Origin of the sequence: Enterobacter cloacae complex sp. 342H5 (assembly GCF_050030905.1) — a bacterium.
Classification (GTDB): domain Bacteria; phylum Pseudomonadota; class Gammaproteobacteria; order Enterobacterales; family Enterobacteriaceae; genus Enterobacter; species Enterobacter intestinihominis.
In genome coordinates this window covers 991,622-1,016,286 of sequence record NZ_JBLGVB010000001.1, presented here as the reverse complement: position 1 = coordinate 1,016,286, position 24,665 = coordinate 991,622, and the positions used below count along the sequence as shown (strand labels likewise).

Genomic DNA, 24,665 nt, shown 5'->3' with positions numbered 1-24,665 from the left:
TCACGACGCTCCGGCACTAAGGGGCACGGCCATGCCGCTCATGCCCGGCAGCACGTTTTCCGTTTTGTCAGGGAAGCTGGCTTCAATTTCAATCGTCTGGCTGACGGCATCCACTTTACCGCTCATATGGGTCACGCGCAGCGGGTAGGTTTTCCCGGTTTCACCCACGGTAGCCTCCAGCTGCGATCCGATCGCAAGCCAGGTGACCCAGTTCGACGGAACATTGAGCCGCGCCCTCAGGGTACCGCTTCCCACGATGTCGATTACCGGCCCCCCGGCGGCAACCCCCTGCCCCTCTTTAACATAGATCCGCGCGACGGTGCCGCTAAACGGCGCGACGAAGCGGCACTGTTCAAGCTGAGCGTCAAAAATGCCCTTCTGGCCTTTGGTGCGATTCACTTCCGCTGCTGCCAGCCCCACCTCCAGCTGCGCCGCAGAGTTCAGCCCCTGAAGCCTGGCCTTGGCTTCGTAGCGCAGCTGAGCCGCATGGTATTCCGCCTGGGCGGCGCTGCGGCGGGCGTTAAGATCGCGGCAATCCAGCTGCGCCAGCACTTTTCCCGCCGCCACATTATCACCCAGCTGCACGTTGACTTTCGCTACGCGCCCCGCCACCACGCTGGAGAGCGGACTCTCTTTACTGGCAAGCACCAGGAAACGCACCGGCTCGGCACCCGCCGAAGCCTCCTGCGCCTGCAGGGGTATCAGGCTGCTGCCAAGAAGCAATCCTATTGCCGTCAGAACAGACTTCATCATTACTCTTCCTCTACCACTCTTAAGGTAACGTCAACGGCTGCATACCCGCGCCGCTAATACGCTGAATATCATCGGTTGCCGACAGCGCCGCCGCCTGGGCCAGCGCGCTCAGGGTACGGGTACTGACGTCATCCGGCAGATAGCTCTGGTATTGGCGCGATAGCCTGACGTTATCATCCCGGTCCACCAGCACCATTGTCCACTGCCCCTTACGCGCCGTGCTGCTGCTGAGGGTGGTAAAACGCATCTGCAGACGCAGGCTTTGCGGCGCGTCGCTTAATGTCATCTGATTGGCGGCAAGCACCTCGCTGACCGCACGTTCAATCCCGGCGCGGCTTACGCCACCCGGCACCCGTTCGATCTCAACGCGAATGGCCTGCGATGAAACGACGGCGGTTTGCGTGGTGGTAAAGACGTTTTGTTCTTCCCGACGCAGGCTGGCGGAAATTTCCCGGGAGAGGCTCGCCACGTCGGTGCGGCTGACCTGCGCAGGCAGCAGGTCAATGCCTACGGAGTTCAGCACGCGCCCGTAGGCGGCCTGGGCTTCAGCATACGAGCCCGCCATCTGAAAACGAGAAACAATCGAGCGTGCCTGGGTGCGCAGGGTCTCCAGATCGCTGGTCAGCGAGTTGTCCGAGCCGGCTTTTGAGATGCTGGCCAGCCGCTGATCGACCTGCGCCGACTGATCGGCGATCTGGAAATCGTAAACCGCCAGCTTATAGCGTTCCAGCGCAACGCGGACCTGGGTCAGCACCGCCATGCTTAATGCCATACGCCGGGCGTTATCGGTCTGGGTCCGGGCGTCGTTATTGGCGCTGATGGCGGGTATGCTGAGCAGCTTAAAGAGGTTCATGGAGACGCCCACGCCGCCCTGCACCCAGTTATTGTTATAGAGGTATTCGTTAGAGTCGTAGTTCACGCCGGCAAAGAGATTCAGGTTAGGCAGAAGCGAGGCGATCTGGCGCCGGGTTTCATAGCTGTCGATGCGTGTCTTGTAATCCTCTTCGCGCAGCTCCGGGCGGCGCTCCAGCGCCATCTGCTCAAGCTTGTCGATGTTTTGCGGCACCGCGGAGAGCGGCAGAGGCTTGTCGTCCAGCACGAGGTTACTGCCCGGCGGGGCGTTAATCAGAGCCCGCAGCTCGCTTTTCGCCATCTCCATCTGCTGACGCTTCTGGTTAAGCATGGTGATGGCATCGAGCAGCGCGCGCTGGTACTCCAGCCCCTCTACCGGCGGCAGGATACCCGCCTGCTCGGCTTCGCGGGTTTTTTCCAGCGCCGAGGCGATCTGGTCGGCCAGCGGCGTGGTTTCCGCCAGCAGTCGCTGGGCGCCCAGGGCGCGCCAGTAGGCGTCACGCACCTCCTGCACGATATTTTGCAGCACCTTGCGCCGGCGCTCCTCGGCGATATTCACCTCATCCGCCTGCTGGCGGGCGCGGAAGTAGCTCATGCCGAAATCCAGCACGTCCCAGGAGAAGGTCGCATCCGCCAGATAGTGCTCACGCTCCTCCGAGGTGGAAGGCCGCAGGCTGACCACCCGATCGTCGATACCCACGCTGGTACCACCCGAGTCATTGTTTCGCCAGCGGTAGCCCGCGTCGGCCATAAGCTTCGGCAACATATCCTGGGAAGAGAGATCGAGCTGGGTACGGGCCAGCGTGGTCTCCATCATCTTAAGGCGGTAGTCCAGATTGTATTTAAGCGCCCGCGCCATCGCGTCGGAGAGCGTCAGTGGACCATTCAGCGGCTCCTGCCCCTGGTACATGGCGGCGCGGTCCTGATTCACCCTTGCCGTAATCTCATCCTGGGTTAGCGGGGTCGGTTTTATGGTTCCGCAACCGCTGAGCATCACAGCCATCATCAAAACCCCCAGCGGCGCCAGAGGGAAACGGCGTGGAAGGGGGGCTACAGCATGCGCAGAGGCATTCAGCATTTATTCATTCCCATCATGATAAGCAACTACTTCCCCTGCGTTCCGGACGCAACGGGCAGCACAATCTCGGTCTCCGGCGCAGGCCGATGTAATGCCGCCAGCTGGGCGGAGAGCGACGGCGCCCCTCGTCCATCCGGCGGTAACAGCGATTTAACATGCACGATCTCGCCCACGGCAGGCAGCGTCAACGCGCCTGCCACAGGCATTTCTTTCTCCTTATGGGACTCAACCGCTGGCGCCTGCTCGTGCCGCGGTGTTTCGGGGGCCGTTAAGGTTTCGCGCGACTCGACGTGGCGCAGACTGAACGGGCTGAAAGCATCCCACAGCAGGTTGTCCCCCATCCCGTTGCCTTCGAGCGACGCGATATCCCGGTGATGGCGCGTGCTGGTGAACCAGCGCGGGAATAAAATCCCCTGCTCCAGCACCGGCGAGTTCGCCTGCTCAACGCCATAGCCAAGCATCGCCATCTTATAGTTAGCCTTAATGGCCAGATCGTGTTCACTGCTCTGCAGCTCATAGATCATCGGCAATATAAACAGGCCGGGCTCGAAGCTGCGCTGCAAAGGCTGATAGGGGTCCCGGACGCCAAAAAGATCCTCACGCCAGCCGTCCGGCCGGGAGAGCTGCGGCATGGCGGTAATGCCGTGGATAATAACGGTGAGGGTCGCCTGACGGCTGTTTCCGTCGGCATCCTCAATGGTATAGGTGAAGACCTCTGTCAGGCTGGCGTTAGCCTCCAGGGAGGCGACGCGCGGATCGCTGCGGTTGGCGTCATAGCGCCAGTTGCCGTTTGCATCCAGATGCAGCACGCCATACTCACCGGCGGTGACGCCGTTGACCTGCCCCACCCGTCCCGTGTTTTCAGACACGATCCCCACGATCGGGCCGCGGGCCGCCGGGCCATCCGCCCCTGCAGTATCGTTATCAAACAGGTTACCGCTCTGGCTGTACTGGGCGCGATCCTGATAGATTTCTCCCACGTCCGGCCTGGCCTGCGGCGTATCATCGATGATATTCACCCGTAGCTGGCCGCCGGTTTCATCGTTTACCTGCACGCTAAAGACGATCTCAACCGGCTGCGAATCCCGATGGACAACCGCCTGCGTCTGTACATAGCGATAGCTCAGCACACCGTGGCGGGAATCACTGGCCTGATAGCCCAGGATCTCCAGCCGTCCGTAACCGAAGTCGATCGTACCGGGCCGCTGGGCGGAGAGCTGTTGCAGCTGGGCCAGGGTAAAGGTACGGCCGTTAATGGTTACGCTCTGGGTAGCATCAAACGAGGTCAGGGCGAGGGTACCGGTCGCGATGGCGCTTCGGGCGCCGCCTTCGCGCAGACCTTCCTCATAAACGGTCAGCGCCTGCTCCGGCTTCACCTCAACCACTATGGTCGCCGTCTCGGCGACGCCGCCGCTCATCACGGTATAGGTATAGCTGTCCGTGCCGACAAAACCGGCCTGCGGAACGTAGCGGATGCGCCCGTCAGGCAGAAGGGTCACACGGCCATGCTGCCCCTGCGTCACGCTGGTTATCTCACGCTGCGGATCTTCAAAGGTGTCGTTCTTCAGCGCGTCGGTGATGAGCTCGCGGTTTTCTAAAAGCGCGCCGCGATCGTTAACCGCATCGGCAACCGGATTAATCACAATGACCAGCTTCCCGGCGCTGCTGCCGTTTTCGTTGCCGTCGGTTACGGTCCAGGTGATGGTCGGCAGCGTGCCGTTCCAGTCGGCAAAAGGCCGGAAGGTAAATCGCCCGTCGCTGGTAAGGGTAAGCTGGCCTTTACCAGAAAGAATAAGCGTCCGGCTGCCGTTGGCCGGAATATCATAGCGCGTCGCGTCGCCGTCAACGGTAAAGCCGGCGATCCGCAGCGCGTCGTTATCGCCATCGGTCACCGGTAGGCGACCCTGTACGGTTCCGCTGTCTTCGTTCATGCGAACGGTGATATCGCTGGCGACAGGCTGCTGGTTAGTCACCCAGATGACCACTGTTGCCGTCTCCTCCACGCCGCCGCTGCGCACGGTATATTCAAAGCTGTCGAAGCCAACGTAGCCCGGACGCGGCGTGTAGACCACTTTCCCGTTGACGATCGCCGCGGTGCCAATAGCCGGGGCGGTGACGCCGGTGAGCGTCGCATCCGGATTGGTAAAGCTGTCGTTGGCAAGCACATCAATGACGCCCGGGAAGTTGGAGTGGATCCGGGCTTCGTCCTGACGGGCATCTCCCACCGGGCTGATGCTAAGGTTCAGCGTTTGCGTGGCCTGGCCGTTAAGATTGCCATCCGAGACGGTATAGATAATTTGCGGCACGTCGCCGTTCCAGTCGGCAACCGGCTGGAAAAGATAGTCGCCGTTCGCCTGGAACACCACTTCTCCGACGCCCGGGATCGCCACGCGATCGCCGGGAAGCCAGACGCCAGGCAGGCCGTCAACGGTAAAATGCTCCAGCCGTAACGCATCGCCGTCGCTGTCGCGGTCGTTGGTCAGAACGTTGCCGCGCGCCGGGGTATCTTCAGCCACAACCTGGCGGTCGGCCTGCGCCTGTGGCGGGGCGTTGAGCACATTCACCGTCACGGTGGCGGTTTCTGAGCGACCGCCACTGGTGACCGTATAGGTAAAGGTATCTGTACCGACGTAGCCCGCGTCCGGCAAATAGTTAATTTTACCGTTCTGAATCAGCACCTGCCCATGGGCCGCCTTGCTTACGGCGACGATCTGCTGGTCGGCATTGGCGAAGCTGTCGTTACTGAGGGCGTCAATAATCAGCGGCTTGCCGGCGTGAACCTCAACATAGTCAGGCCCGATATCCGCAACCGGCGCGACCGTCAGCGCCAGCTCCCCGGTTACCTCTCCGCCATCATGGCCGTCGCTCACGGTAAAGGTAATGGTCGGCACGGTACCGTTCCAGTCGCCCAGCGGCGTAAAGAGATAGCTGCCGTCGCTGTTCAGCGTGAAGGTACCCTGCCCCGGGATCGTCCACGGCACACCCGGCTGGTGCGGTTGGGTTTCCCCCGGCAGGCTCCAGCCCACCACCCTGAGGGTATCCGTCGGGTTAGCATCCTTAATGTTGTTAATCACGTTGCCGCGAAGCGGGGTATCCTCCGGCCCGGAGACCGGATCCAACGGCGTTAGTACGGGTCGGCTGTTCGTTACTTCGACCGTGACGTAGGCCACTTCGGTGCGTCCTCCGCTGGTCACAGTATAGGAGTAGACATCCTGCCCCACAAAGCGCGGGTCGGGCGTATAGATAACCTGTAAGCCGTCCGCGGAGATTGTCACTTTACCGTGCTGCCCCTGCGTGACGCCGGTGACCTGCCGATCCGGATTGCTAAAGCTGTCGTTATCGAGCGGGCTCTGGGTTGAGGTGAGCCCGGCCTGCATGCTGTAGCTGTCGTTACGCACATCGATTTCAGGCGTCACGATGATAAACAGCTTACCTTCGACCTCGCCATTATTATTACCGTCAGTCACGCGATAGGTGATTTCCGGCGTTACGCCGTTCCAGTCGGCAACGGGGGTGAAGATAAAGCTGCGGTCGGCAAAAATACGCAGCGTCCCGACGCCCGGGAGAGCGACCAGCCGATCGCCCGCGCCGTTAAGGGAAGTCTGCTGGCCGTTAACCGTCACCGACAGAAGGGTCAGCACGTCGCCGTCAGGATCGCTGGCGTTTAGCTGGCCGCGTATAGCGGGCGTATCTTCCGGCGTAATGACCGTCGTTTGTTGCGCATCGGGCGTGCCGTTGAGCACCGCCAGCGTGACGGTTGCCGTTTCTTGATGGCCGGCCGGCGTAGTAACGGTATAGGTAAAGCTATCGGTACCGGTGAAACCCGCTGGCGGCAGGTACTGGACGGTGTTATCGCTCAATACGCGGATCTGGCCACCCTGCTCGCTGCGCGTAAACAGCGAGCCGGCGACCGGCGTTCCGGCGCTCAGGAGCAGGTCCGCCTGCGGGGTGGTAAAGGTGTCATTGCCCAGAACCGGAATAGTCAGCGGATCGTCCGAGTGAACAACGACAAAATCGTTAACCGTATCCCCTACCGGGATCACGCCAATCGCCAGGGTGCTGCGCGTCGTGCCGCCGTCATTGCCATCCGTAACGGTAAAGGTCACCGTCGGCACGGCGCCGTTCCAGTCGGCGCGAGGGGTAAAGGTCCAGCGTCCATCGCTTGCCAGCGTCAGGCTACCTGCCTCAAGGGTCGCGGTTTGCCCGGCAGACCAGGTGGTATTGCCGATAGTAAATTCCGTTATCCGGAGCGGATCGTTATCCGCGTCGGTGGCGCGATCGAGCACGTTGCCGCTCAATGGCGTATCCTCCGCCGTCGTCAGGGTAACGTTGCCCGAAACGGGTAGCGCGTTTTGCAGGGTCACATCGACGTTGGCGGTTTCCCGTATGCCATTGCTTATGACGGTATAGCTATAGCTGTCCTTACCGACATACCCCGCCGCGGGGGTGTAGCGAAGCTGACCGTTTTCCAGCGTGACGGTGCCGTGTGCCCCCTGGGTAAAGGACTCAAGGACCCGGCCGCCGTTGGCAAAGGTGTCATTGGCAAGCACATCGGTCAGCACGGAGACGCCAGCGTGGGTCGTCACGCTGTCGTTAACCGCATCCTGCACCGGACTCACGACAATAAAGAGTCGGTTGCTTGCCGCACCGTTGCTGTTGCCATCGGTCACGTTATAGAGGATCTCGGGCACGCTGCCATTCCAGTCCGGCAGCGACGTAAACCGATACTGCCCGTTGGCCTGCAGGTTAAAAGAGCCGACCCCGGCAAGGATGACGCTGCTTCCGGCCTGATAGAGCATGCCGTTAATGCTGAAAGAGGTGATCCGCAGGGCATCGCCATCCAAATCCCGATCGTTAGCCAGTACGTTCCCCGTCACCTGGCTATCTTCCGTGCCCGGCATATAGTCCGGTATTGCCTGCGGCGCGGTATTACGCACGTCAACGGTGATGGTCGCCGTCTCCAGCACCCCGCCGCTGGAAACGGTATAGGTAAAGCGGTCCTGACCCACATAGCCGGTATCCGGCAGATAGGTCACAAGACCGTTCTGAATCGCTACCAGCCCGTGCTGTGGATTGCCGAGCGACACAATCTGCCGGTCGCTGTTTTCAAAGCTGTCATTTTTCAGGGCATCAATAATGAGGGGGTTACCCGCATGGACGGCAACGCTGTCCGGTGCGATATCGGCAACCGGCGTTACCGTCAGGCTAAGCTGCCCCGTCGCCAGGCCGTTATCGTGCCCGTCGCTGACGGTGAAGGAGATGACCGGCACGCTGCCGTTCCAGTCCGCAACCGGCACGAAGGTAAACCGGCCGTCACTCTGCAGGGTAAAGGTACCCTGGCCCGGGATCTGATAGCCGACACCCACCGCATGGGCACGCGTCTCACCGGGAAGGCTCCAGCCGGTGACATGCAGTCGGTCACCAGCATCAGCATCGCTGGCGTTCGCCAGCACCGAGCCGGAGAGGGTCGTATCTTCGGGGCCGCTCAGGGTTATCTGCGCGGGGACTACCGGGGCAGTATTGGTGATGGTGACGTAGACCGTCGCCGTCTCTGTAACACCGCCGCTGGTTACCCTGTAGGTATAGACGTCATTGCCCACGTAGCGGGAGTCTGGCCGGTAGGTCACGCTCCCGTCAGCGTTGATCGTTACCGAACCATGCTGCCCCTGGGTTACGCTGGTGACCTGCCGATCGCTGTTGCTGAAAGTATCGTTCGCCAGCAGGTTGCGAACGTCCGCCTGGCCGGCATGCAGGGTCACCCTGTCGTCGCGGGCGTCGCTCACGGGGCTGACGACCAGCGTTAAGGTACCGCTGCTTTGGCCGCCGGGGTTTCCGTCGGTAACGGTATAGGTAATCACCGGCACCACGCCGTTCCAGTCAGGTACTGGCGTAAACTGCCAGCTCAAATCAGCGTTGACCTGCAGCGTACCGACGCCTGCCAGGGTCAGGGTTTTGCTACTCTCCGCGCCCATGACCACGGTCTGATTACCCGCCGTAAACGACACCACCGTCAGCACGTCGTTATCGGCGTCGGTCGCGTTAAAGCGCCCGCGCAGAATGTTATCCTCTGCGACGCTCTGGCGATCATCAATGGTACCGGGCAGGCTGTTGGTGACCACAACCGTCACCGTCGCCGTTTCGGTCACGCCGTTATAGCTGGTGACGGTATAGGTAAAGGTGTCGGTACCGACAAAACCCGCCGGAGGCTGGTAGCGCAGGGTATTATCGCTTAACACCTGAATGCGCCCGCCCTGGTCGGAAAGGCTAAAGGCCGAGCCGTTGACCGCCCGCCCGGCCTCAAGGGTCAGCGAATGGGTAAAGGTGTCATTACTCAGTACCGGTATTATCGTTCCGGTATCGGTATGGGTCACAGCGCTGTCGTTCCGGGCGTCCGCCACCGGCGTAACCATAATAAACAGGCTGCTCTCGGTGGTGCCGGTATTGCCATCGGAGAGCGTCCAGCGGATAAGCGGCACGGTACCATTCCAGTCGGCAGCAGGAGTAAAGATCCAGCTTCCGTCCCGGTTCATGGTTAACGTCCCCGCCTCAACGGTTGCGGTCTGGCCTGCGGCATAGCGCGTGCCGTTAAGGGTAAATCCGGTGAGCGCCAGGGCGTCGCCATCCGCGTCGGTTGCGCGGTTAAGCACATTGTCGCGCAGCACGGTATCTTCAGCCGTGGTGATGCGGATATCGTCTGAGTCCGGTGCGGTATTGGTCATTGAGACTACGACCGTCGCCGTTTCCGTCACGCCGCCGCTGGTAACCGTATAGGTGAAACTGTCGCTTCCCACATAGCCTGCCGTCGGCGTATAGATAACCTTATTGCCGGAAATAACAACCGATCCATGCTGCGGGGCCGAGGTGCCGGTAATGGCCTTATTGCCATTTTCAAAGCTGTCGTTGGCCAGCACATCCAGGGTGATGGTCCGGCCAGCGTGAGTTGCTGCCGTATCGCCCTGAATGTCGGCTACCGGCGTCACGGTGATATCCAGCGAGGCGCGGTTTGTTCCCCCCTCAAAGCCGTCGCTGACCGTGACGTAAATTGTCGGCACCCGGCCATTCCAGTCGGCTACCGGGGTAAAAATATAGTCTCCTCGGGCGGAGAGGGTAAAAGTACCGACTCCGGCGAGAGTCGCACGCTGTCCGGCGCTCCAGGTAGTGTTATTAATGGTGAAGCCGGTTACGCTAAGCGCGTCGTTGTCCGGATCGCTTAACGTGGCAAGAATATTGCCCGTTGCCGGGGTGTCTTCCGGCGTGTTGGTAAAGAAATTGCCGGTATTCGGCGGGCTGTCGGTCAGGATAACGGTCACGGTGGCCGTCTCCGTTACCCCACCGCTGGTCACGGTGTAGGTATAGGTATCCGTACCTGTATAGCCCGGATCCGGCGTATAGCGGACCTGGTTGTTGGCCAGCAGGGTTACCCTGCCGTTCGCAGGCTGGGTAAGAGAAGTCACTGTCCTGTCAGGGTTGGTAAAACTGTCGTTGGCCAGCACGTCCACCGTGACCGAAGTTCCCGCGTGAACGATGCGCACATCCTCCTGTACATCCGCCACCGGTACGACCGTCAGCACCAGGGTACCGCGGGCGGTCCCTCCCATATTGCCGTCAGAAATGGTGTAACCCAGGGTTACCGTCCCGTTCCAGTCGGCAACACCCAGATAGTTCCAGCTTCCGTCGGCGTTAACGCGCAGGGTACCCTGATTATTAGGTAAATCCACCGTTGCGCCGGCCGGGTAGTCCGTGCCGTTGACCGTAAAGCGGGTCAGGGTGAGCAGGTCGCCATCGCCGTCGCGATCGTTGGTCAGCAGATTGCCGCTCACGCTTCCGGCATCTTCGTTAATTGTACGCGCGTCGTTGACCGCAACGGGTACGATGTTGGTGACCGCAATAGTCACCGTCGCCGTTTCGGTCACGCCGCCGCTGGTCACCGTATAGGTAAAGCGGTCGGTGCCAACATAGCCCGCCGTCGGGGTGTAGATGAAGGTCGCGCCGTCAAAAGTGAGCGTGCCGTGAGCGGGCTGGCTAAAGCCGGAGAACAGCCTGCCGCCATTTTCAAAGCTATCATTCGCCAGCAGCCCGGAGGCCGGAAGCGACAGAACACGTCCGGCATGCACAGAGGCGCTGTCGTTGCCGATATCGCTCACGGCGGCGATGGTCACGCCAAGCTCCGCGGGCACCGACCAGTGGTTGATCCCTTTGGTCCACGATGCCGCGTAGTCAAAGAAGTTAACCCGGGAGTAAACGCCGCTGCCGCCCACCAGCGCAGGGTCGCTGGAGTCAGAGACGCGCAGCTGTAATCCGCCGGTTACCGGACCGTTATAGTCCGGGTTCTGGACAAAGCGCATCTGCGTATCACTGCTCAGGATCAGCGCATTCGATTCATCAATATCCGCAGGCAGACGGCTCCATGCGCCGTTATTTAGATATTCCCAATGCCCTTTCGCCGGATCGGTGGTATCACCAAAAATGCCGACCAGCGCCAGCGGCCCGCTGGCGTTGCCGCCGCCGGTAATGGCGCTCTGGTTATCCAGCCGATCGCTGTAGCTGCCGTCCAGCAGCTGGCCAAGCGTTGCGGGGGCGTTGCCATCCTCCGGGAAGGTCCAGGTACTGGTTGAGTTAATAAGGGGGCTGTCGTTAACGTTAGCCACCGGCTGTGAGAGCCTGATCAACTGGTCGCTGTAAAGGGAGGTGCCGCCGTGAGCCTGCGTTGAGCCGCTTGCGCCGTTAACGGGTGCCGCCGTGGTACTGGATTGGTCGTTATTCGCGTTATTTTCCACCAGCCGAACGCCAGGGGCATTCGGGCTACCGAAGAAGTTTGCCGCAGGCACAAAGCGCAGAAGCGCGGCGCCGTTCAGGAACAGCGCGTTGGCATCGCTGCGCGCGCCTACCGCAATCCAGCGCTGGCCGCCATCGGTTGAATACTGCCATTCTCCCTGGCGGGGGTCCGGGGTCAGCTGGCTGATGGCCACGCCCCAGAAAGGATCGGCCGTTGTGCCGTTCAGGCCGTTACCCACCGCGTCGCGGCTGTCGTCAAACAGCGGGCCGAAGAGGCTGCCCACCGACGTACCCTGCAGCGCCGCAGAGGCGCTATCCTCATCAATGACCGGTAACGCTACCGTGGGTGCCGTCGCGCGCGGGGCGTCGTTAACGGGCGTGACCTCGAATTCAAACTGGCGGGTCGTTACTATTGCCGCCGAGGTCGGGTCAGCGAAGCTGGCCTCCCCCGGATCGCTGCCAGCATCGGTCATGTTGGTAGGCAGGGCCGCCGGACGGTTGCCGGTAGAGCCGTTATCGTTCACCGTAACGGTGACGGCAAACTTGCCGTTCCAGTCTGCGGCGTCAGGCGTGCCGGCCACGTCGGGTAACGTAACGACCAGCGCCGCAAGACGGCTGTTGATCTGCGAAAGGGTGCCGGTGAGACGAACAATACCGCCTCCAACGCCATCCACCGTACCGCCGCTACCGCCCACACCACTGATGATAAACCCGTTCGGCACGGCGATAGTGACGGTCAGGCTGCTGTCGCCGGCATCCACGTCGGTTACGGTTATTGCCGGCAGCGTAACCCTGTTGCTGCCTTCGTTGGTCGAAAGACGTGGAGTATCACCCAACACAATCTGCGCCGCATCGTTGGTATCACTCTGGAAAACCAGACGCGAGGCCGTCGCCACGTTCTGCGTCAGGCCGGCCGGAATAGCGGCGTAAGGATCGATCTCGGCCGGTGGGGTGTTTTCCACGTCCGTACCGGTCGTACTGGCATTCAGGCCCCCGTTAGCGTTACCGGTCAGTGCCCCGCCAGCATCACGAAGTCGATCGTCAACAATGACCTCCACGCGGAAAGTCTGATCGGCATCGTCCAGATCGGGCCCAACCATCAGTACCTGCAGCTGCGCAAGCCAGGCGTTGATTTGCGCCTGCGTACCCTCAATCACCACCGGCGAACGGTCGCCGTTGGCGGGTGGCGAGCCTGGAGCAATCAGTGTTACCCCGGTGTTTTGCGCAGCGGAGCCGATGGAGATTGACGAGTTCCCCCGGTAATCGCCCAGGAGCAGCGGCTCGCCGTTTTCGGCCGTAATGCGCACCGTTACCCGCACCCTGTCGGTTTCACCGGCAGCGATCCCGCCAACGTCGGTGACGTCGGGATCGGCGACGTAGAAGCCGGGCACCGGCGTAAAGGTAGTGCCATTGCCGTTATTCAGGGTGACGGTTCCGGTTCCCGACGTCACGGTGGGCGCATCGTTAACCGGATCGATCGTCAGCGCGACGGCGATGGCCGCCGGCGCGCTACCCGAGGCGGCTCCAAGCGTGGCGCGCTGCGTATCCAGACTTACGTTCAGGGTGACATCCCCGGCCGCGGCGCCGTTTTGATCCTGGTTGGCATTGGCCGCACTCTGGTAGGTCAGCCCGCTGGCGGGATCGTTAAGCAGCGCCTGGATTGCGCTCGCCCGCCCGGTTAATACCAGGGTGCCGGTTTCATCCCCGACTATCGTCACCCCGCCCATATCGGTCTGTATTCCGCTGCCGCCGATGCCCAGCGTTCCCTGAGCAACCTGCAGCGTGACGGTGACGGGCAGGCCGAAGGCGTTGGATTCCACATCGGTAATCACAAAGTTGCCGCCAATCCAGGTAGCCTGATCTTCGCGCACCGTGCCGGACGCTGGTCCGGCTAATGTCCCCGGATCGTTAACGCTGGAGGCATAAATGGTCGCGCTACTGGCGGCGAGGTTACCGCTAACTGCCGGCACGGCATCGCTGTACCAGCTGTAGTTACGGCTGTCGACCGCAGAAGGGCTGGAGCCGAAAGCGGGCGATACCACCTGATTGAGCGGACCGCCGTTTGCGCCGCCGGCCAAGGCTCCGCTGCTGTCGCGCAGGCGATCGTCGGTGATAACCTGCAGCTGATAAACCGCGTTCCGGTCGCGGGCCATGGAGACGGTGAGTCCCGCCAGGGCGCTGTTAACCTGCGCCACCGTTCCGGTAAGCACCAGCAGATCGCCATTTCCACCGCTCACGCCAAGCCCGGCCACGCCGGAGACCGCGAGGGTAACATCGCTGTAGTCGGCCTTACTGAACGGCGTACCGTCAGCATGGAGCAGGCGAATAGTGGTCTGAACACGGTCGGTGACCCCGGTCGCGCCCACCAGCAGATCCGCATCGGCGATAGTAAAGCCATTAACGGGTGTACGGCCCGCCCCCACCAGTACCGCACCGCCGGTATGTTCAACCACAGGTGCATCGTTAGCCGGCGTAATGGTAATGCTGAACTGATTACCCGCCTGCTCTTTATCGCCGTCAGAAAGCCTGAAGCTAAAGCCGTCGGCGCTGGTTGCCCGGTCAACGCCGTCGTTAAGGTAATAGATAAAGCCGTTGATAACATCCTGCTGGGTAAAGGAAGAGCCCGTTCCCAGCACGTCGAAATTCACGCCGTCGGTCGAGCGGGCGAGACGCCCGAAGGCCGGAGCGCTGGTCAGGGTGTACTGAACCTGCTCGGCGCTGCTGTCGGGATCGTACGCCTGCAGCATCGCAGGGGTAATGCGCCCATATCCGCTCTCGGTCACCGTTAAAGGATTATTGGCCGGGGCGCCCCCGGCCTGATTTGGCGAACCGGCTTGTACGGCGGGATCGACCGCTGTCGGTCTGTTCGCAATGGCCGGACCATCGTTTACATTGGTGATGACCAGGCCTACTGTGGCGGTCGCCGGGGACGAGGCTCCCCAGCGATCGACGGCAACCACGCTAAACTGGGTGTTGCGCACTTCGCTACCGTCACTGACGAAACGCAGGCCGCTGCTGCCGTCGCTGGTCAGGATGGAGGCATCCAGCCGCAGCCTGTCAATATCGGCCGGGGTAATGGTTATCCATGCGCTGCCGTTATAGTACTGGAGCGCCCCGCCCGTCGGCAGCGATTTAAATACCAGCTGAATGGCGCCCGCACCGCTGGCGTCGTTATTCAGCGCATAGTTGGTCTGGCCGTTGAGCGTCTGGCTGTTCTCATAAGGCGAACCGCTGTTGGCATCGTCTGGATCGCTGACCGAAAGCATGGGACGGGTAATAACCAGCGTCGCCCCTTCCGTCAGTACGTTGGCGCTGGAGCCCTGCACTATCGGGGCATCGTTTACCGGTTTGACAAATACCCGAACGGTCGGATCCCATACGACAGGCTGCGGCTCTCCGCTACCGTCAAGGGTCACCCGTCCCGCAGAGACTTCGAAGCGGGCATTGAAGACAAAATTCTCGCCGCCGTTATGGGTAAAACGGATCAGGCCGCCGTTAATATCCGCCTGGGTGAAGGTGCCGAGCGACTCGATGGCAACCCAACTGCCGTTAACGCTTTTTTGCAGCGTAAGGCCGGACTCGCCGGACTCGGTGCCAAGCCAGGTATAAATAACTTCAACGGGATCGGCGTTAGCCAGGGCATAGCTAAGCCCGGGCGTGGCATCGGTGATTTGTCCGGTTCCGGCCAGTACCAGCGAACCGCCCTCCAGCAGCGTGCCGTGAGGCAGGGAGGACGGGTTATTGACGTCAGTACCAAAAACGGGCGATGCGACGGTACCGGGCGGCTGATCGAGCGTCGGAACGTTGCCAGGCTGGGGATTGCTGACGCTATCGGCTAAATCGATGGTGAAGCGATAGCGGGTCAGGTTGTATTCCGGAGAGTCGCCATCATAAACGCCGCCTTCACGCGCGTAGAACGCGCCGGTACTGGTCCAGTAGGCGTTCAGCGCATGATCCAGCACCTGGAAATCAAAGCTGTCGCGCTCATTTGCGCTGGTGTTGCGGTACTGTACATAGCTCACCCGCCCAGCTTTCACGTCGGCAACGGTAAAGCCATCCCCGGACTGCAGGCGCAGGCCGTTAAGCGTCAGGTAGCCATGGGACAGGTCGGCCGTATTGACGATGAAACTGACCTGCTGGTCAGTGGAGTCAACGTCCGTCGCGTTGATCATCGCTGGCGTCAGCACTACCCTTCCCCCGGCACCTACCGCCGCAGACTGGCTGCTGCCCGCATCAAAGATCGGATTATCATTGATGCTGTTCACCGTCAGGATAATGCTGCTCTCGCTGGTACCGGGGGTAGCGGTGCCGCCCCCCTGGTCGGTGACGCGCACGCCAAAGCTGTCCTGCGCAACACCCTCGGCCCCGTCGTTGGCGTAGGTCAACCGATCGCGGTCGGCATAGCTAAAGCTCAGACCAGCCTGAACGGGGCGCCCATCGAAATAGAGGGTACCGTGAGCAGGCAGGCGGGTAATGGTGAGCATCAGGCTGCTGTCCTGCGGATCGCCGCCGGTCGTCGCGTCAATATAGCGGCCCACGTTGCCGTAGACCGTGGCGTTTTGTGGCTGCCCTTCAAATACCACCCCGCCGCCGCTTACCGTCGGCAGCTGGTTTTCCGGTTGAATATTCAGCGTCACGCGAACGTTGTCCGACAGGTTTACCGGCGTGGCGCCGTCGTTGATTGACGCCGTAAAGCTATCCTGACGATTCTGGTCCGCACCGGTCGCGGTATGGACGTATCGCAGCCTGTTTTCATTAACGTCCTTCTGGGTAAACACCGAGCCGATGCCCACCCGCTGCCCGTTAAGAGTCAAATAGCCAAACTGCGGGAGCACCGTCAGGCTATAGACCATCTGCGCCGGACTCTGGGCGCCTGCGCCTAAGTCGGGATCGATGACCGACAATATGCCGGAATCAACGACGGTTCCGGCCCCGTTGTTTTCCGGTACCAGAAGCGCGGCATCGTTAACCGATGCCGGATCGTTCGCAGGGGTGATAATGATGCGCTGCGTAAGGAAGTCCATGCCGCCGGAACTGTTGAAAACATAGACATCGAGGCCGGTAGAATCGGTATGATTACCCAGCTCGCGGTCGGTTGCAGTAAACGTCAACCGGTTAAGCCAGTCCTGCGCCTCGGCCGCCGTGCCGCTAAAACTGAGAAACGCACCGGAGGTTTGTACGCCGTCTGAAAGCGTTCCCTTAGCGGCATCGTTGAGGTAAATATTGACGTTAACGGGCCCGATCAGATCGCTTTGGGTCAGGGTCCAGCCGCGTAATTGCCCGGTTTCGCCGCCCGGATTGAGGACACTGGGCTCGCTGACGATAAGATCCCCACCGCCGTTCGCCAGCTCGGGGGTTTCCAGGGTTCCGGCGTAATCCAGCGCCACCGTGCGGGCATCAATAACGCCCGTGGCGCTCTCCAGAAGCCAGTCACCGCCCGCGTCGCGGTTTCCCGTTGCGTTGCTGGAGGCGGCAATATCGGCATGGGTTAAGCTGGCAAGCTCGCTGATAAGCGCGGTATCGTCACGCGTAATTGAACAGCCGTACAGCAGGATATCGCCGTCAGAGGCGAGCTTATCGCCCAGCGCCTGCAGCTGACTCTGCAGCTTATCAACGTTATCTACCCCGATTTCATCACGCCCGAGCGTCAGCGCATCGCTCGCACCGTGGCTGTAGATATGAATAGCTGACAGGTTCTTCTCCCCCGCCAGCGCCTGGTTAAGCTGCTCCAGCCCGGAGCTGTGGCTGTCGATGACCACCACTTTTCCACGATCGGCGAGCTGAGAGGCTAGCGACTGCCAGTGGGCAATCTGGCTGTCGATAACAAATACGTCCCCTCGTGCCGCCTTCGGGGCGGTGGCGCTTTTATCAACTACCACAGGGTGTATAACATCGCGTCCAGCGTCATGCGCGTCGGCAGTACCAGGATCGGCGTGATGAGCCGCTTCAGCTACCGCCGCGCCATCAAAAAGCTGGCGCGCTTCCAGCGCAAAACGGTGTTTATGGGGACGAAGAGCGGCACTACTGCGGGAGGATTTCATATATTCACAATAAATAATGAAGCGTAAAATCACTATAAAGGAGCGCTAAAACAAGCACAATTTATTTACATATTTTTAAAATGGTGTCATAACAGAAAAAACGTTTTTGCTGTTTACACATTAATTACAGCCAGAGCTTACCGATCGATTCATTCTTTAGGTCACTTAGCTAAGGTAAATCTGATGAACCTACCGGCCCGGGGCGTAAAAAAAAATGGCGTAATTAAATAACTATGCTACGCGCAGGCAGAGACAAGCACGGGACGATATCTATCCCTTTTTGCCGTTCCGTTTACCTCAGAGTAAGGTGAAACACTATTTCATTTCGATTAGGAAAAGCGAGAACGCTATTGCCGGTATTTTTTAAAAGACTATGGGCGATAACCTTATAAATCAGGCGGCATTTTATTAAATTTACCGGCAAGACGCTTTCGTCTTTTTTCTATCTTAGCGATAAAAAAAACTCATGCTAAAAGAAGATAACAGAGCTTCATCGCGTTACGGGCAGAATGAAGCGCGATACCCCGATGGCTGTCGTGGGTCATCCGGGTATTTCCGCCGCAAAGGCCGGCCCAAAACACCAAAGGGCATAACTGTATCAAATGGCGATTCACTACGTCAGACGGCCTGTACAGCTGGGAATTTGACAAGAACAGCCGGGCAGATCCACGTTGATGGTCCGCTTATTTTCAACAGCATCAGCCTGATACTCGATGCGCTGGCAGCCGGTTTTGGACTGGCTTTTCTGTCTTCCGGCTTTGGAGAAAAGCATCTGCGTGAAAAACAGTTCATACAGGTCCGGGGGGATGGTGCCCGCCCTGGTCGGGCTACCATCTTTAATATCCCAGTAGGCACCAGCCTTTTCCGGCTTTTGCCCTGTTTGTTAAAGCGCTCAGACAGCAGCTGCGGGATGGCCGGGTTCGAGGAGCTATTTAAAATCATGCTACTGCTCAAGGGGAAAACCGCTTACCTTGCTGATCGCTAAAGCGAGCGAAAGGAGAGCCATCAGGCGCTATCTGCGAGGGTAAATCAGGCCAAAATCTAAAGTTATAATCGGCGAATAGTGCCCAATGCTCTATCGGTTTATCCTCTTTCGAACCCATGCCGTTCTGCTTATGAGGATTTAGCCGTGCGTCAGCGAAAGCAGGCTGGTGGCCGTGGTCGGACTGGATATTCATCAAATCTGCCACAACCATAAAAATTCATAACAGAGCCTGCGCACTAACAATGACTAACAGGGTACCGCGCAGATTGCTGCGGAGTACCCTGTTTTGCGCAGTTCTATGCGCAGATTGAGTAGGAGCCCTCTGGTGTGATACTGGGTCACCAGCCTTGACATAATAAGGGTTACCGGGTCGATCTGTATAAGAGCGACGGAATCGTGCTGCGCAAGTTATGCGTGAGGATTCGTTAGGCAGTAACAAAAAACCGCCCGGAGGCGGTTACGCTAAAACATTGCCATTTTACTTGGCATAACCTTGGAAGGAGCCGTCCTTCATCACTGCCACCTTACCGGTTTTATAGACAATGATTGTGTACAGCCCTTGCGAATAGGTAGTGGCGTCGGTAGTCACTTCATCTCTGGCGGCAGGCTTACCATCAACGGTTACTATGCCCAATTTGTCACGCTTGATGGCCATACCGTCATAATGCTTTATGAATGTACTTTCTTTTTTGGCAGCCTGAGCTTTTTGCGGATAAAGGCTTTGTGCGTTTTCCAGGGCCTGCTTTTCAGCTGCACTATTAATAGTAGCCTGTCGGTTCTGTTCGGCTACATAGCAAGCATCACGGCTAACCCCTTTAGCTTCACAATTAGCCATTCGCGATGCTTCGCTTGAACAACCAGCAAGGAACAACGCTGTAAAACCAAAGATCATTAACTTTGTCATACGAATCCCATTAGCACTTTTTAATTATTAGAAAAATTGCGCCCGATTAACGAGCCGGCAAACTATCCTCGATATGTCACACCCTTTTGTTGATTAATGTCACTTTTAAAGTCTTATCGCTGTCAGATAAATCCGCAAACACTAACAAGCCGTTTGGCGGTTGGATTTTGTAATGGAGCGCAGTCAAAATGCCCGTTTCGCTGCGTACCTGTTTACGCCCCCGCAACTTTGCTTACCATTCTTCTGCGGTAACTTTTTTGGTAACCTCTCTTTTAGTAACCAGCGCTAGTTACTGGTTGCTGGTCACTACCGTTCTGCTGGAAATATCACTGGAAACGTCGGGCCGTAAATTTTCATTTAGCTGCTAACCATTTTGCTTGTGGTCACATCGCACCTAACCAGTCTTCCAGCACCAAGCCTGACATGCTAAAGCTTTTGAAACAAATAACCGTCAACGATACTAATAGCGCATAACCGACGGCGGCTATACAAACAGCCATCATCGCTAAAACCATAAACTTAATCTTCGCATTTTTCGTTTGAACACGCCCACTGCCCAACAAAGAACAAGCGACCGCCACCATAGTAGAGGCTCGCGCCTGAGTATGTTAACGCGACGGCTAACGCAGTGATTACTTTATCTTCAGACGCAGACAATTGAACCCCAATGCGCGGGATAGCGGTATAAATAAAAAATATAGCGATAGCAAGCTATCGAAATAGCTTGCTATCTACGCGGCTTACCAACCGTAAGATACGCCAGCGCCTGCAACAAAATTATGCTATGTATCGTTCGACACAAACGCATTAACCACTACGTTTTCAGTAGCCCGGGCAGAGAAGCCCACGGCAAGCGCGCTTTCGCCGTCAGTGTTGCCGACGCCCGCGCCGACTGCGAACGTCTGGCCCTGGATGACTTGCGGGATGTTCGCTATTGCAGCGACGCCCGCGATACCGGCGCCCGCGCGTTTGCGGTTGTCGTCTACTTGTTTATTCAGATCTGCGAACTTGCTCGATGAGGTGCTTTCAAGTGACTGAATGCGGCCTTCGTGGTTCGCCAGCTGGCGGGAGTTCGCGCCGACTTTAGGGCTCGTGTCGGCAAGGGCTTGACGGATTACCGCCGCGTTCGCGAATGCCTAGTTTGCACGAGCTTGCGCCGCTTCGCCGGTGTATTTTTCTTTTGCCACATCGGTTTTAACGCCGTTAATTGCCGCTGTGTTCGCGTCAATTGCCTTGGTGTTAACCGGTGCCGTAGTCGTGACGGCCATAGTGCTTATGGCTGGGGCCGGAGCATCGGCAATAAGGCGCGCCAGTTTCGGCTCAGCGTTAACCACGGTATGATCTGCGACGGTTGTCAGGTTTGGATCAGTCCATCCCGGCTGTGAAAGCGGCACGGTTGCCATTTTAGTTTCGACGTAGGTCACAGTGTGATCCGCCACGGTTGTCAGTACTTCCGGCGCTGGCGGGGTCGGCATCGGCGGCGTTTTCTGGTTAATCGGCTGCGGCGTTTTCTGCGGTACGATCACCGGCACAGCTTGGAATGCTGGCGCTTTTGGCTGCGGCATCAGTTGCTGCACTACTGGTGTTTTCTGCGGCAAGATCGTCGGTACGGCCTGAGGCGCTGGCGCTTTAGGCTGCGGCGTCAGTTGCTGCACTACGGGCGTTTTCTGCGGCGCGATTACTGGCTGAGCTAACGGCGCGGGTGGTGTGGATTGGTTCGCTGTCACAATAACAGCAGTGTTATATGCTACTTGCGCATCAGCGCGGCGCTGTCCTGCCGTCTGCATTTGACGGGTGAAGCTGTCTAGATCTGCCTGATTAGAAGACACAATGTTTCCCAGGGCGTTCTTATGCGAGGCCAAAACCGCGTTGTATTGCGCGTTGGCGTCGTTCAGGGCGATGGTAGCAGACATGAGAGGCGAAACAGCCGGTGCCGTTGTTGCATTCGAAACATTTGCAATTGGTGCGATCGCGGAAGCAATTACGAATGAAAGTATGGATTTTTTCATGATGTTTGGTAAACATTGATAATGTTGTAAACGGTTAGTAAATGATGATCATCAACAAACAGTTATGCAGGCCGCTAACCCGCATAATTGTTATACAGAGGCAGTATGTTAATATGTATAAGTATTCTCCTCTGACCATCGTTTATACCTTCATATCAGCCCGTGAATGGTATTGTTAAACGGAGCAGCCCGGATATGAAAATTTTGTAAAATCAAATAATAAGTGCATAATCTTATGCTTATCTATTCTGCAAAGCTTATTGTGAATTTTTCAACTTTTACACATAGGCTCAGAATACCGATACACAACGCGCTGAAAAAAATCGACTGATACAGGTTATCAGGCATATCGATCCATTTTTTTTATGATACCCAGAGCTACTACAGATAAAGCTGCCGGATAAATAGCGCATAAAACGGGCACAGCAAATGCTGTAAGAGAATTAAGTCCAAGCACAGATATTGCCGAAGATACAACCAGTGTCGCCATCATCAGCCAGCCATAAGAAACACCTGTTGCCTGACTAAAATATCGTGCAGCGCCGCTTGTAAGACCAATAGCAGTTACCAGGCAGGCCAGAGTGATAACAGCTGCCAGTAATACCCGCCCGTACACACCAAAAACAGTTTCCACATAAATACTTATCATCTTAAGCCCGTTTTCAGCACCGTGAGCCGGGCTGTGTGCTCCCATTGACAAATAACAGATATAAATCAACGTCAACCAAGCTGCTACAATATGTGCCGCAACGGTGGAATATTTAAAAATATATTTGTTATGGGTAACCCCGCATTGTTTCAGAGTATGAGTAATTATCGCACCAAAACAAAGCGCACTGATAACATCTAACGTCTGATAGCCGTTAACAAAACCGGTGCTGAAAGCATGAAACTGGTAATCTGGCTCCGGCGTTGTTGTTACGCCAATAGGATGCAACCAGGCGCAGACACCGATAAAGATCAGCGCGCTAATTTTTATTGGTGAAAGGAAAAAACCGACAATTTCCAGTAATTTTCCTGACTTTGCCAGTGCAGCATCTACAGGGCTGAAAAAAGCGAATGAAAAAATAATTTTACTTATTAACGTTTCTTTCCCATTCGCTATCAGCTCGTAACTGATCGTTGCTATTCTTGGCGTGCCAAATGGAACCCCCAGCATAAGAAAACAAATACTAATAAAAACAAAACTGATCTGCTTCCCTAAAGGACGGGTCAATTCATTAATATCACCGCCATTTACAGCCAGCGAGATAATTGCCATAGCCGGGAACAATACAGCAGTAATGAGAAAACCTGTTCCCGCCTCATATGTTTTCATCCCCGCCTGTAACCACACCAGTGGAGGAAAGATGATATTTCCAGCCCCATAGAACAGAGCCAACGTCATTCCTCCGAGAGCCATGGTCTTTGATAGTGAAAATTTAACATTTGTTGTCATTGTTGTTACTAAATATAAAGTTTTGCGTTTAGGGGTTTATGTGGATTTAAATATAGATCAATGGATTTTTTATGGTTTTTTACTTTGTTACCGCTTTTCTCTTTTTTTATTCTGTTTCCGGCATAGTCAGACGCCATTTTCAGGGGTCGCTCAGAATTTTCATCTGAACAATATTATCGTATTTTTGTGTATGACTTTTAAGGGAAGGTTATGAGGTATAACGGCATTCATTAAGGTGATACTTCGGAAAAAATAAGAGTTATTCCGCTGTTAATCTCAGGAATTTTTCTTGCAGGATGACACTCACTCCTATGATGGCACTGAATCATAGCGGGACTAACAGATTTCCTGTTATCCATTGTCGAGCCTATCGTCATGTCCGGTTCTGGCAATAAGCTGAACTTCACATTCTGCAGAAGAAGTAATAACTTCACTGAATAAGGTATGAATGCAGCCCTAAGCAAAAAAAAGAAACGTCCTAGTATAGAGCTCTGCCAATAAGGCGGAGCTCTATTTGAGCTTTTATTGTGCTCCTCTAAAAAAGTAACAGTCATGAGGCAAGTATGAGTTCACATTTTCCTAACTGACTGATGTGATCCGCGTACCACTGCATCATCTCCCTCCGCCCTTCCAGATACAGAGCATGGTTATACGTCCCACGAATCGCATTCTTATCAACGTGAGCAAGCTGGGTTTCAATCCATGCCGTATTGAACCCTTCCTCATGCAAAATCGTACTCATCGTGTGGCGGAAACCATGCCCCGTTACCTTCCCCGTGTATCCAATCCGCTTGAACAACTGATTTATACTCGCTTCGCTCATCGTTTTACGCGGGTCATTCCTTCCTGGAAACACAAGAGGATATTGCCCAGACATCACTTTGAGTTGCTGTACGATTTCCAGCGCTTGGGTAGAGAGGGGCACCAGATGAGGCCGTTTCATCTTCATACGCTCTGCAGGTATTTCCCACACCGCTTTTTCAAGATCAAACTCACTCCAGAAAGCACCTCGAAGTGTAGTGGTCAACTAAAACTGGCCACGGCTTTAGATTTTTTCCAGTATCGGTTTTCCGATTCGTTTGGCGGTAACCCACCGTTATAGTCATGCGGCCTGAGCGAGCTGTAATACCCGACGATATAGTCTGTGATCGCATGAGCAGCTTCGCTAAAGTTTATATAGCCTGTCACTGGCACCCACTCGTTTTTCAGACTTCTGAAGAAGCGTTCCATCGGGCTGATATCCCAGCAGTTTCCGCGTCGGCTCATATTTTGCCTGATCCGGTAACGCCACAATAACTGCCGGAACTGCCTGCTTGTGTAGTGGCTACCCTGATCACTGTGGAACATCACTCCTGCTGGTTTACCTCGGGTTTCCCACGCCATTTCCAGCGCTTTGATGGTTAGCTTGCTGTCCGGTGAGAATGACATTGCCCAGCCTAACGGTTTCCTGGCGAACAGATCGAGAACAACGGCGAGGTAAGCCCATCGCCTGCCTGTCCAGATATACGTCACATCGCCGCACCACACCTGATTAGGCTCTGTCACTGCGAACTGTCGCTCTGTACTGGAGCGATATCACTGACCGGGATGGTTGGTATCACCGATGCGAGTTTAAAGAGCATTACGAGGCCGATATCAATATCCCAGTACGTTACAGCGATCCGGGCAGTATCGGCAACATCCGGCAGGTACTGGCGTATATGACCAAAATTCAACAAAAGCATGGCCTGCTGCTGTTCGGCTGCAACGAGGTCCCTGAAAGACCTTTAACCGGACGACCACGCAGGACGGACTTGTGAGGCTTACTTTTTTACGTCAAAAATCCATAGT

General features: G+C 57.0%; 8 protein-coding genes and 4 pseudogenes. 2 read left to right on the top strand and 10 right to left on the bottom strand.

Going from position 1 to position 24,665, the window contains the following annotated elements; translation table 11 throughout:
- The 3 genes from ACQG03_RS04965 to ACQG03_RS04955 form a co-directional block, all read right to left on the bottom strand.
- Positions 1-753 (bottom strand): efflux RND transporter periplasmic adaptor subunit, encoded by a 753-nt coding sequence (locus ACQG03_RS04965; protein WP_063163726.1) that lies wholly within the window; start codon positions 751-753, stop codon positions 1-3.
- A gap of 19 nt (positions 754-772) precedes the next feature.
- Positions 773-2,611, bottom strand: a complete 1,839-nt coding sequence (locus ACQG03_RS04960; protein WP_237765606.1) for a TolC family protein — start codon at positions 2,609-2,611, stop codon at positions 773-775.
- 98 nt (positions 2,612-2,709) lie between these two features.
- Positions 2,710-17,499: an Ig-like domain-containing protein gene (locus ACQG03_RS04955; RefSeq protein WP_426726094.1), complete on the bottom strand. Its 14,790-nt coding sequence runs from the start codon at positions 17,497-17,499 to the stop codon at positions 2,710-2,712.
- Between the two features lie 922 nt (positions 17,500-18,421).
- On the opposite strand from ACQG03_RS04955, the pseudogene ACQG03_RS04950 reads away from it, so the two are divergent.
- Positions 18,422-18,544 (top strand): annotated as a pseudogene (locus ACQG03_RS04950) (arsenical resistance protein ArsH); the annotation flags it as partial.
- Between the two features lie 418 nt (positions 18,545-18,962).
- Here the strand turns inward: ACQG03_RS04950 and ACQG03_RS04945 are convergent.
- The 7 genes and pseudogenes from ACQG03_RS04945 to ACQG03_RS04915 all read right to left on the bottom strand — a co-directional run.
- Positions 18,963-19,388 carry a hypothetical protein gene (locus ACQG03_RS04945; protein WP_080465267.1) on the bottom strand — a complete coding sequence of 142 codons (426 nt, stop codon included), beginning with the start codon at positions 19,386-19,388 and terminating at the stop codon, positions 18,963-18,965.
- 383 nt (positions 19,389-19,771) lie between these two features.
- Positions 19,772-19,972, bottom strand: a complete 201-nt coding sequence (locus ACQG03_RS04940; protein ID WP_063163731.1) for a hypothetical protein — start codon at positions 19,970-19,972, stop codon at positions 19,772-19,774.
- 198 nt (positions 19,973-20,170) lie between these two features.
- A complete protein-coding gene (locus ACQG03_RS04935) occupies positions 20,171-20,302 on the bottom strand; it encodes a YadA-like family protein (protein WP_367281612.1) in 132 nt (43 codons plus the stop codon).
- Positions 20,303-20,524: 222 nt separating this feature from the next.
- Entirely contained in the window at positions 20,525-21,397 is an 873-nt protein-coding gene (locus tag ACQG03_RS04930; protein WP_127341379.1) for a hypothetical protein, read from the bottom strand.
- Between the two features lie 340 nt (positions 21,398-21,737).
- Positions 21,738-22,835, bottom strand: coding sequence for a branched-chain amino acid transport system II carrier protein (brnQ, locus tag ACQG03_RS04925; RefSeq protein WP_426726093.1), 1,098 nt, complete (start codon positions 22,833-22,835; stop codon positions 21,738-21,740).
- A 550-nt stretch (positions 22,836-23,385) separates the two neighbouring features.
- Positions 23,386-23,859 (bottom strand): annotated as a pseudogene (locus ACQG03_RS04920) (tyrosine-type recombinase/integrase); the annotation flags it as partial.
- Positions 23,859-24,395: pseudogene (locus ACQG03_RS04915) on the bottom strand (IS3 family transposase); the annotation flags it as partial. The pseudogenes ACQG03_RS04915 and ACQG03_RS04920, both read right to left, overlap by 1 nt.
- Here ACQG03_RS04915 and ACQG03_RS04910 point away from each other — a divergent pair.
- Positions 24,395-24,634, top strand: a pseudogene (locus tag ACQG03_RS04910) (hypothetical protein); the annotation flags it as partial. The pseudogenes ACQG03_RS04915 and ACQG03_RS04910 sit on opposite strands and share 1 nt — an antisense overlap.
- Positions 24,635-24,665 lie beyond the last annotated feature (31 nt).